This is a genomic window from Paraburkholderia sp. 31.1 (assembly GCF_014397645.1).
In the GTDB taxonomy this organism is placed as follows: domain Bacteria; phylum Pseudomonadota; class Gammaproteobacteria; order Burkholderiales; family Burkholderiaceae; genus Paraburkholderia; species Paraburkholderia tuberum.
On sequence record NZ_VZQN01000059.1, the window covers coordinates 18384 to 28056 of the forward strand.

12 protein-coding genes are annotated in these 9673 nt (G+C 62.8%); 6 read left to right on the forward strand and 6 right to left on the reverse strand.

Annotated features, from left to right (window positions below; genetic code table 11):
- Nucleotides 1–21: 21 nt before the first annotated feature.
- Complete coding sequence (locus F6X37_RS31880) at nucleotides 22–1611, reverse strand: 6-hydroxynicotinate reductase (RefSeq protein ID WP_187614030.1); 1590 nt, start codon at nucleotides 1609–1611, stop codon at nucleotides 22–24.
- A 289-nt stretch (nucleotides 1612–1900) separates the two neighbouring features.
- Between F6X37_RS31880 and F6X37_RS31885 the strand changes: the two genes are divergently transcribed.
- From F6X37_RS31885 to F6X37_RS31910, 6 genes are all read left to right on the forward strand, one after another.
- Entirely contained in the window at nucleotides 1901–2593 is a 693-nt protein-coding gene (locus F6X37_RS31885) for a TetR family transcriptional regulator (protein ID WP_187614031.1), read from the forward strand.
- A gap of 233 nt (nucleotides 2594–2826) precedes the next feature.
- Nucleotides 2827–3228: a DUF2778 domain-containing protein gene (locus F6X37_RS31890; RefSeq protein ID WP_262420101.1), complete on the forward strand. Its 402-nt coding sequence runs from the start codon at nucleotides 2827–2829 to the stop codon at nucleotides 3226–3228.
- Complete coding sequence (locus F6X37_RS31895; protein WP_184063216.1) at nucleotides 3225–3614, forward strand: hypothetical protein; 390 nt, start codon at nucleotides 3225–3227, stop codon at nucleotides 3612–3614. Before F6X37_RS31890 ends, F6X37_RS31895 begins: the two co-directional genes overlap by 4 nt.
- Nucleotides 3615–3628: 14 nt before the next feature.
- Nucleotides 3629–4021, forward strand: coding sequence for a hypothetical protein (locus tag F6X37_RS31900; protein ID WP_187614032.1), 393 nt, complete (start codon nucleotides 3629–3631; stop codon nucleotides 4019–4021).
- 557 nt (nucleotides 4022–4578) lie between these two features.
- Nucleotides 4579–4782 (forward strand): hypothetical protein, encoded by a 204-nt coding sequence (locus F6X37_RS31905; RefSeq protein WP_008922557.1) that lies wholly within the window; start codon nucleotides 4579–4581, stop codon nucleotides 4780–4782.
- Between the two features lie 33 nt (nucleotides 4783–4815).
- Nucleotides 4816–4974, forward strand: coding sequence for a hypothetical protein (locus tag F6X37_RS31910; RefSeq protein ID WP_187614033.1), 159 nt, complete (start codon nucleotides 4816–4818; stop codon nucleotides 4972–4974).
- 67 nt (nucleotides 4975–5041) lie between these two features.
- Here the strand turns inward: F6X37_RS31910 and pcaC are convergent, their stop codons facing one another.
- The 5 genes from pcaC to F6X37_RS31935 all read right to left on the reverse strand — a co-directional run bounded on the left by pcaC (nucleotide 5042) and on the right by F6X37_RS31935 (nucleotide 9281).
- Complete coding sequence (pcaC, locus tag F6X37_RS31915; RefSeq protein WP_187614034.1) at nucleotides 5042–5443, reverse strand: 4-carboxymuconolactone decarboxylase; 402 nt, start codon at nucleotides 5441–5443, stop codon at nucleotides 5042–5044.
- On the reverse strand, nucleotides 5440–6231 hold the full coding sequence (pcaD, locus tag F6X37_RS31920; protein ID WP_090807263.1) for a 3-oxoadipate enol-lactonase: 792 nt from the start codon (nucleotides 6229–6231) through the stop codon (nucleotides 5440–5442). Before pcaD ends, pcaC begins: the two co-directional genes overlap by 4 nt.
- A gap of 5 nt (nucleotides 6232–6236) precedes the next feature.
- The gene (locus F6X37_RS31925) at nucleotides 6237–7616 is read right to left on the reverse strand and encodes a 3-carboxy-cis,cis-muconate cycloisomerase (protein WP_187614035.1); all 1380 of its coding nucleotides are present in this window, start codon (nucleotides 7614–7616) and stop codon (nucleotides 6237–6239) included.
- A 284-nt stretch (nucleotides 7617–7900) separates the two neighbouring features.
- Complete coding sequence (locus tag F6X37_RS31930; protein WP_018423570.1) at nucleotides 7901–8560, reverse strand: 3-oxoacid CoA-transferase subunit B; 660 nt, start codon at nucleotides 8558–8560, stop codon at nucleotides 7901–7903.
- 13 nt (nucleotides 8561–8573) lie between these two features.
- Nucleotides 8574–9281 carry a 3-oxoacid CoA-transferase subunit A gene (locus tag F6X37_RS31935; protein WP_062131411.1) on the reverse strand — a complete coding sequence of 236 codons (708 nt, stop codon included), beginning with the start codon at nucleotides 9279–9281 and terminating at the stop codon, nucleotides 8574–8576.
- Nucleotides 9282–9673: the final 392 nt, after the last annotated feature.

Genomic DNA, 9673 nt, shown 5'->3' on the forward strand with positions numbered 1-9673 from the left:
GTGATTTTTCAGTCAGGGTGCTTAACCGGGCATTGCAGGCGGCCACGGATTGTCCGGATCGCGAGCCAGCGTCCGCCGCGCGAGCGGCGCGCCTTCCGTATGCGTCGGCCCGCTCGCGAGCACGCTCTGCAACGAGCGCACCGCCTCGACGTGGCCGCCGAGATCGCGGTACGTGTCGTACGTCATCGTGAATTCGATCGGCGCGACGAGCGCCGGTGTCGGCACCGTGCCGAACGAGCGGTCCGGCATGCGCGTCACGTCGACCATCACGGTGATACCGCCGCCCGGCCACACATAAGCCGGCGCGCCGCCGCACGTGACGTTGACGTGCTTGCGCTTGATCGCGCGCGTGAGCAGCACCGGATTCTCGGTCGCGCCGGCGCGCAGACTGCCGCCCGCGCCGCCGAGAAACAGCACCGTCGCGAGCGACGGCTCGCAGTTCTCGCCGATCCGCTCGACCGTGCGGCGCACCGCGTCGGGCATCGGCGCGATGCGCGGCACGAGCTGTGCGTCGAGTTCGTACCATTGCGCGTGTTCGCCGGTCGTCGAGACCATCAGCACGCGCATGCCCGGCTTCGCGACCGACGGATCGAATTCTTCGACGATCGCGAGCGGGTCCTGAATGTCGGTGCCCCCCCAACCGGTGCCAGGATTGGCAACCTGGAAATAGCGGCCCGGCGTCGATTTGCGGCCGCGTATCTTGAGTCCCGAGCGCGTCATGCCGAGGCAGCGGCCCGCCTGGTGCTCGGTCAGCACGCCCGTAATGTGATCGTCGACGACCACCACCTCATCGACGTGGCCGAACCATTGCTTCGCGAAGATACCGATCGTCGCGGAGCCGCAGCCGACGCGCATGCGCTGCTCCTCGACGCCGTCGACGATCGGCGCGACGCCGGCGCGAATCACGAGACTCGCGCCGCCGTCGATACCAAGCTCGACCGCCTCCTTGTTGCCGAGCGCGAGCATCATGTCGCAGGTCACGCGGCCTTCTTTCTTGCTGCCGCCGGTCAGATGATGGACGCCGCCGAGGCTCAGCATCTGCGAGCCGTATTCGGCCGTGCTCACGTGACCGACGATCTCGCCGTCGCAGCGCACGTTCGCCTGTTCCGGGCCGAGAAAGCGGTCGGTGTCGATCTTCACCTTGAAGCTGCAATAGCTGAAGATGCCTTCGGTGACGACGGTGACCATGTCGACGTCGTCGAGCTTCGACGCGACGATGAACGGCGCGGGCTTGTAGTCGGGATAGGTCGAGGAGGCACCAACGCCGGTGACGAAGAGGGCCGGTTCGACGGTGCTTTGGTCGGCGGCGGGGGGTGTGCCGAATTCGATCGCCGCATTTGCCGGATCGGCGTCGGCATCGTTCGCACGCGACAGAAACACCACCGGATCGACGCGTATCAACCGCCCATCCGCATTCGCATAACGGTCGCACGCGCCGGTGCGCCCTTCCGAGATCTGGCACAGCACCGGACACGCATTGCATTCGATCTTGTTCGCGGCCATGCGCTCGCTGCGCGGCGCTGACTTTGCGAGCACGGTTGGGCCCGGCGTCGACGCGGTATCGCGATCGACACTCTCTGCACCGAAATCGACCTTCGTATGTTCTGTCATCGTGGGGTTCCCTACGACATCACAGGCGCGACATGGCTGGCGGTGCTGCGTGGTGCGCGAATCGTCCCGGTTTCAGGGCATTTCCGCGTGGGCCGCCCATTTTCATGTTGCGGTCACTCACCGTTCATGTAGTATCTTCTACACCAAACTCGACTGAAATCTACTCGATCAAAATCGACTGTGCAACGTGTTTTCCGTCACGCGGGATCATGGTGCAATGCGGCATCGGCGTGCTGAGTCTGCGCGCCCGCCGTTCAAACCGACGCTGACAAACAGATCCGAGACCGACATGAGCCCCACCGCCGCCCGCAAGCCGGGCGCCATCGGTATCCGTGCGAAACAGGCGCAGGACACGCGCGCCAAGATCCTGAAGGCGGCCATCAGGGTGTTCGCGAAGCAGGGTTATGCGAGCGGCCGCATCGAAAGTATTTCGAAGGCCGCGCGTTCGCACGACCGGATGATCTATTACTACTTCGGCAGCAAGGAGCAGCTATTCATCGAAGTGCTGGAGACGATCTACACGCAGTTCAACGAAGCGGAAAGCAAACTCGATCTCGATCTGCGCGATCCGGTGCATGGCCTCGAACAGATGGTCGAGTTCGTCTGGCAGTACTACCTCGATCACCCGGAGTTCGTGACGCTGCTGTCGAGCGAAAATCTGCACCAGGGCAAGCATGCGAAAAAATCGCAGAAGCTCAAGGAGATTTCGGGCTACGCGATTTCGGTCGTGCAGAGGCTATTGGAGGCGGGCCGCGCGCAGGACGTGTTTCGCGCCGATATCGCGGCGCGCGACGTGTATCTGATGATCGCGTCGCTCGGCTATTTCTATAACGCCAATCAGTACACGCTCGGCGCGTTTCTCGGCGAGCCGCTGATGGACAAGGCGGCGCTCGCGCATTGGCGCGAGGTGATCAAGGAGACGGTGTTGCGCACGGTGTGCGTGCAGGTGCCGGTGAGCGGCGTAGCGACGACTACCGCATAAAAAATATCGGCGCCCGCCGAATTCGCGAATGAATGCCGTGCGGATTTACATTGTGTTGCGCCGGCAATCGTTGCGGCGTGGTTCTGTTTTCCCCACGAATCGGCCCCATACTCATATTCGCCGTGATCTTTCGCGATCAATTGCACTTGCCTCTGTCGGCTCGATACGCGGATGCAGATCAAACTGACGTATATCTTAAAAATTGCGTGTAGCCAGATGATCTGGTGTAATCGTTGGTTCGTACAACCAATGAAGAAAAGACGATGGTGTGGATTTACAAGCATGAGAGCCACTTGTTGTATCACAACGACAAATTAATCACAGATAAGGGATATTCCGGCAAGGGAGAGCACAAGAATAAACACAGTAGCCAATATGTCCGCGACTGGGGACCAATCCCCGTTGGCCTGTATGAAATTACGGCACCGTTTCCGCACCCTAAAACTGGACCGTTCTCGATGCGGCTTAACCCGGTTTGCGGAACGTGCTTAGGCGAACGTTCCGCCTTCATGATCCACGGCGACAGCCAGACCGATCCCGGCAACGCGTCAAATGGATGTATCGTTCTGCACTTGCCATACCGCAAGCAAATCTGGAACAGTGGCGACAGAATGCTTAGGGTGAAACATCCATGAAACGCACCTTTGCAGTCCTGCTGCTATCCCTTCCCGCGCTATGCCTGGCGCAAGGCAGACCGAACCCGCCATGCGACGGGTGGCCGACCAACATCGCCGAAAACAGCCTAAAAAAGGCTGGCATGCTTGGCAATATCGACTATACGAAAACCCAAGCCGTTCAACTGGCGTCCGAGAAAATAGGAAAAGATGAGGATGGCGAACAGTTGTGGCGTGAGGTCTATCACATCACCTTTCACGAAAAAAACGGAAACAAGGTCAAGGTGATTGCTGTGAACGACGCTGGCGAATTTGAATGCTCAATGAGTGCCGTAGAGGTTTTTGTCGTTTCGAAGCATTTGCTGTCAAGAGTCGAGGCTGACAGAATGTTCAAGCAGATAGAGTGAGGTCCTTTGAATCCATGAAACACGCTTTTGCAGTCCTGCTGCTATCCCTTCCCGCGCTATGCCTGGCGGAACCCGGACCATACCCGCCATGCGGCGACCGGTTTCCGGCCTATGTGGCCCAGATGGCGCTAAGAAAAACTGACATCCTCTCCCTGGATTTCGATGCTACGAAAACAAGGGCCGTGCGACTGGCGTCCGAGAAGATCGGTAAATATGCGGATGGCGAACCAATGTGGCGCGGGGTCTATCAGATTACCTTTGAGGAGCGAAACGGAAATAAGATCAAGCTGATTGCTGTGTACGAGATAGGCGAACTGGAGTGTACGATTAGTGACGAACAGTTTCTTATCGTTTCGAAACAGTTGCAGCGTGGCGGCGGGGACACTCGGTACAGGCATATCGAGTGAACCGCGCCAGTTCAGACCCGGACCCGCATCGCGCGGGTCTTTTTTTGCCTGCGAGCGGCGCGTCATAAGGCCCCTGCCTCGCTCTGTTTCAGTCATTGCACCCCTTGCCCGCGCGGCCTGTACGTCTGGTTCGGGTCTGTCTGTAGGCTTCCACGAGATAGTCGCCAAGGCGGGCAATCGATCCGATACCGCTTCCGGCGCGAAAGCCCGTTGCGGGCCGCATGCAACCATCGCCCTCCCGGTCTCCGCACGCGTCGAGTACGGCCAGCTGCGTGGCGCGGAAGTGTCTGGCCGCCTCCCGCACGGTCAGATGCGAACGGATGGTTGGAGCTGATGGAGCCGGTACAGCCGGACTTGACGCAGCGGCTGCTGACGATCTTCTCGGTATCACCAGCGACGGGGATGCGACCATACGGAAACCGACCGCGTTGCAGGACTACGCGCGTAAAGCGCAGCGGCTGTGCGACATCGATGGCAGCCGGAAATATTGAAAAAGGAGTCAGCCGTGCGTCGTTATACTCAGCTCTGCCCGTCAACTTTAAAAAATGGAGGTATGCGTGGGCGCTCTTTCCATATGGCACTGGCTGGTGTTTGTTCTTGTTGTCGTCATCGCGGAGATTATCCCGCTATGGCTGATCCTGAAGAAGGCGGGATATGCGGGCGCCTGGTCGCTGCTCGCCTTCATTCCGGTGGTGAACGTCATTCTGCTGTGGTTCATTGCCCTGGCCCGCTGGCCTGCATTGAACGCAAGACAGTCCTGACCTGTCGCGGCCGGTCGGAATGGACGAACTGAAATGGCCGGCCGCTACCGCAACCCTTCCTACCGCCAGTACCTGCCGCAGGAACTGCTCGATGAACTGCGCGCGGTGTCGAAGGCGACCCACCGTCGGGTGCAGCAGATCGTGCGGGTGGCCGTGCAGCGTTTCCTGCGTGAGCTGCGGAGTCCGTCGTGAGCACGCCTGCCCTCACCTTCGACCTGATCCTGCGCGATGCGCAGGGCCAGTTACGCGTGCTCAGTCTTTACGACTTCGCCGCCGCGGCCGCCGCATCGTCCTCGCGGAACTGCTTGTCGGCCAGATGGAATGCGGAGTTAGCCGCCGGCACGCCGCAGTAGATCGCGGTCTGCAGCAGCACTTCCTTGATCTGCTCGCGCGTCACGCCGTTGTTCTTCGCGGCGCGCAGGTGCAGCGCGAGTTCTTCGCCGCGATTGAGCGCAACCATCATCGCGATCGTCAGCAGGCTACGCGTATGACGCGGCAGACCTTCACGCGTCCAGATCTCACCCCACGCATAGCGCGTGATCAGGTTCTGGAATTCCTCGGTCAGCTCGGTGCGGTTCGCGAGCGAACGGTCGACGTGCGCGTTGCCCAGCACCGCGCGACGCACCTCCATACCGGCTTCGTAACGGTCTTCGTCGTTCATTTTGCCTCCGTCAGGAAGTCGAGCACGGTCTTCGTGAACTCACCGGCCTTTTCGATGTTGGAGATATGCGAGGCATTGAGTTCGACGTAGCGCGCGCCCGGAATCGACTGCGCAAGTTCGCGGCCTTGCGCGGCCGTGGCGGCCAGATCGTGCGTGCCGCTGATCACGAGCGTCGGCAGCTTGATGCCCGGCGTTTCGGGCCGCAGGTCGGCCGCGTCGATTGCGTCGCAGTTCGATGCGTAGCCTTCCTTGTCGGTATGCACGAACACGTCGCGGATCATCGCCAGCACGACCGGCTCGCGCTCGATGAAGTCTGCCGTGAACCAGCGCGGCAGCACCGCGTCGGCGAGCGCGAACATGCCTTCGCTGCGCGCCTTCGCGGCACGCGGCACCCACACTTCCGGCGAGCCGATGCGCGCGGCCGTGTTGCACAGCACGACGCGCTCAAAGCGGTCGCCGTGACGCGCGGCGAGTGCGACGCCGGTCAGGCCGCCCATCGATATGCCGCAGAAATTCGCGCGCGCGATCTTCAGCGTATCCATCAGCCCGAGCACGTCGCCGCTCAGCTGCTCGATCGTGTACGGACCCTTCGGCGCTTCCGAATGACCGTGGCCGCGCGTGTCGTAGCGCAGCACGCGGAAGTGCTTCGACAACGCCGCGACCTGCGGCGTCCACATGGACATATCGCAACCGAGCGAATTCGACAGCACGAGCCACGGCGCGTGGCCGTGTCGATCGCCGTCGATGCGATAGTGAAGCTCGGTGCCGTTGACTGCGGCGTAGGGCATGCCGGTTACTCCTTGGAATGGGCGCGCTGCGCGCGCGTGGTGTGAAGCGCCAGCGCGGCGTCGACATATGCGTGCGCCTGGCCGACGTATTGAGCGGGATCGAGCAGCTGCTTCAGGCGCTCGAGCGAAAGATGTTCGGTGACGGCCGCGTCGGCGGCGAGCACGTCATACAGCGTCTTGCCGTCGCGGATCGCCGCCTTGGACGCGCGCTCGACCAGATGATGCGCGTCGAGCCGGCCGATGGAATCGCCGAGCGCGAGCATCACCGCTTCGCCGAGGATCAGGCCGTGCGTGACGTCGAGATTCGCGGCGAGGCGCGCTTCGTTGACGTTCAGACCCGCAGCGATCTGTTCGATGTTCGCGAGCGCGCCGCCCGCGAGGCGCGCGAGATCCGGCAGCGCGTCCCATTCGGCCTGCCAGCCGCCGAGCGCGCGTTCGTGCTCCTGCACCATGCCGGCGAACACAGTCGCCACGAGGCCGGGCGCGCGCGTCGCGGCCGTCAGTACCGCCGCGCAACCGACCGGGTTGCGTTTGTGCGGCATCGTCGACGATCCGCCCTTGCCGGCCGCGGCCGGTTCGGCGAGTTCGTCGATTTCGGTTTGCATTTGCAGCGACACGTCGCGCGCGATCTTGCCGAGCGTGCCGATCAGCATGCCGAACAGCGACGCCGTCTCGGCGATGCGATCGCGTTGCGTGTGCCACGGCAAGGTCGGTACCGCGAGGCCGAGTTCCTTGGCGAGCGACTGCGTGACCTGCGGCGCCGCCTCGCGCAGACTCGCGAGGGTGCCGGCCGCGCCGCCGAATTGCAGCACCAGCACACGTTCGCGCAACGCGTCGAGCCGCTCGCGATGACGCAACAGCGCGTCGAGCCATTGCGCGAACTTCAGACCCAGCGTGATCGGCAGCGCCTGTTGCAGCCACGTGCGGCCGATCATCGGTGTCGCGCGATGGGTGGCCGCGAGTTTCGCGACCGCGTCGCAGGTGGCTTGCAGGCCGCTGTCGAGCAGGTCGAAAGTGTCGCGCAGTTGCAGTACCGTCGCGGTGTCGATGATGTCCTGGCTCGTCGCGCCCCAATGCACGTATTTGCCAGCTTCGGCATCGGCGGCTTTGACGCGTGCAGTCAGTTGCTTGACGAGCGGAATCGCGAGGTTGCCGCCGAGCGCGGCGTCGCGTGCGAGCGCGTCGGCGTCGAGCTGGTCGGCCTGGCAGGCCGCTTCGATCGCAGGGACGGCGGATTCGGGAATGACTTTGTGCGCGGCAGAGGCACGCGCGAGCGCGGCTTCGACGTCGAGCATCCGCTGCAGCGTGGCACGCGGCGCCCAGATGTCGTTCATCGGCTGTGTGCCGCAAAGAAGGCCAGTCAGACGGGCGCTGGAGTCGAGCATGGTGACGACGATGTTTGAGGGAATCGGAAGCGAAGAAGCGGCACGGCGCGCGGCGGTTCGAAGCAGACGCCGTGGCGGAGCAAGCGCTCGTGCCGTGCGTATGCCGCGGTATGTGCTGCGTATTGTGCGCCAAACGCGGTCAGCCCGTCGCTGAAGTTGCCAGGCCAGCGCTGACGAGGAGTTCGCCCCGTCAGCGCTGGCCCGTTCGCGCAATGCCGCTTTCAGACGAGACGCCATCGACGCGGCCGCAAAGCAGACCGCCGCCGCGACGCCTCAGTCAACCATCAGGCCGCGCGCGCGGCCTGCGTGCCGTCGGTCATCGGCACACCGGTCAGCTTCAGCAGTTCGTCGAAGCCGATGTCCGTGAAAATCTCGCGCACGACGAGGCCTTCCTTCGTGACGTCGATCATTGCGAGGTCCGTATAGATACGGGTCACGCAACCGATACCGGTGACCGGGTACGAGCACTCGGCGGTGATCTTGCTCTCGCCCTGCTTGGTCAGATGCTCCATCATCACGTAGACCTGCTTCGCGCCGATCGCGAGGTCCATCGCGCCGCCGACCGCCGGAATCGCGTCGGGTGCGCCGGTGTGCCAGTTCGCGAGATCGCCCTTCGCCGACACCTGGAACGCGCCGAGCACGCAGAAGTCAAGATGGCCGCCCCGCATCATCGCGAACGAATCCGCGTGATGGAAGTAGGCGCCGCCCGTCAGCAGCGTGACGTGCTGCTTGCCGGCGTTGATCAGTTCGTCGTCTTCCTGGCCCTTCGCCGGTGCCGGGCCCATGCCGAGCAGACCGTTTTCGCTGTGCAGGAAGATTTCCTTGTCTGCGGCGAGGTGGTTCGCCACCAGCGTCGGTACGCCGATGCCGAGGTTCACGTAAGCGCCTTCAGGGATGTCCTGGGCAACGCGCTTGGCCATTTCATCGCGAGTCAGTTTCTTCATGTCGGTCTCCGGGTCAGGCAGCAGCGTCGTGAGGATTGGGCGTGGGGGCATGCGCCGCTTGCGGCACCGCGATCACGCGTTGCACGAAAATGCCGGGCGTGACGATTTCTTCCGGATCGAGGCCGCCGAGCGGCACCACTTCCGACACCTGCACGATCGCGGTCTTCGCTGCGCTCGCCATGATCGGTCCGAAGTTACGCGCGGTCTTGCGATAGATCAGGTTGCCCCAGCGATCGCCCTTGTACGCCTTGATCAGCGCGAAGTCCGCGTGCAGCGGCGCTTCGAGAACGTAGTGACGGCCGTCGATCAGACGGGTTTCCTTGCCTTCGGCGAGCTTGGTGCCGTACGCGGTCGGCGTGAAGAAGCCGCCGATGCCCGCCCCCGCGGCGCGGATGCGCTCGGCGAGGTTGCCTTGCGGCACGAGTTCGAGTTCGATTTCGCCGGCGCGATAGAGCGCGTCGAACACATACGAGTCGGTCTGGCGCGGGAACGAGCAGATGATCTTGCGCACGCGCTTGGCCTTCAGCAGCGCCGCGAGGCCGATATCGCCGTTACCTGCGTTGTTGTTGACGATGGTGAGATTGCGCGCGCCCTGCTCGATCAGCGCGTCGATCAACTCGGACGGCATGCCGGCCGTGCCGAAGCCGCCGATCATGACGGTCGCGCCGTCGTGGACATCGGCGACCGCCGATTGAAGTGTCTCGAAAATCTTGTTGATCATGTCGAATTTCCTTTGGGGGCGCTACGTGCCGCTGGGCTCACAGCCGTAACCGGCAAGGCTCGCGCGGAAACAGTCTCCGGGCATGCTGGCGACGGCTCGCGAGGGGAGAGCGGGCTGGCGCCTTCGATTGCTTCGCCGCTGAATTGTTCGTTGCGTGAACAGTGATTCGTTTAGCGAACGCTTCGGCGATTATGGTTGTCCTGTGGGCGGGTTGTCAAGGCAGGGAAACCCCCTTCATCATAGGTCGCCGCGCGCGGCGGCGAAGGTCCGGGATGCCCTCGTCCAGCGCTCGCCCTGCGCGCGAAAATGCCGGCCGCGCAAAATCCCACTATGCTTACGGGCGATTTTTCAACTAGGCTCTATAGCGATACGGCATAAGCATTCCCTTGCCC

Coding starts and splice junctions, on each gene's coding strand:
- F6X37_RS31880 (WP_187614030.1), bottom strand. CDS start 1,611: ATGACAGAACATACGAAGGTCGATTTCGGTGCAGAGAGTGTCGATCGC.
- F6X37_RS31885 (WP_187614031.1), top strand. CDS start 1,901: ATGAGCCCCACCGCCGCCCGCAAGCCGGGCGCCATCGGTATCCGTGCG.
- F6X37_RS31895 (WP_184063216.1), top strand. CDS start 3,225: ATGAAACGCACCTTTGCAGTCCTGCTGCTATCCCTTCCCGCGCTATGC.
- F6X37_RS31900 (WP_187614032.1), top strand. CDS start 3,629: ATGAAACACGCTTTTGCAGTCCTGCTGCTATCCCTTCCCGCGCTATGC.
- F6X37_RS31910 (WP_187614033.1), top strand. CDS start 4,816: ATGGCCGGCCGCTACCGCAACCCTTCCTACCGCCAGTACCTGCCGCAG.
- pcaC (WP_187614034.1), bottom strand. CDS start 5,443: ATGAACGACGAAGACCGTTACGAAGCCGGTATGGAGGTGCGTCGCGCG.
- pcaD (WP_090807263.1), bottom strand. CDS start 6,231: ATGCCCTACGCCGCAGTCAACGGCACCGAGCTTCACTATCGCATCGAC.
- F6X37_RS31925 (WP_187614035.1), bottom strand. CDS start 7,616: ATGCTCGACTCCAGCGCCCGTCTGACTGGCCTTCTTTGCGGCACACAG.
- F6X37_RS31930 (WP_018423570.1), bottom strand. CDS start 8,560: ATGAAGAAACTGACTCGCGATGAAATGGCCAAGCGCGTTGCCCAGGAC.
- F6X37_RS31935 (WP_062131411.1), bottom strand. CDS start 9,281: ATGATCAACAAGATTTTCGAGACACTTCAATCGGCGGTCGCCGATGTC.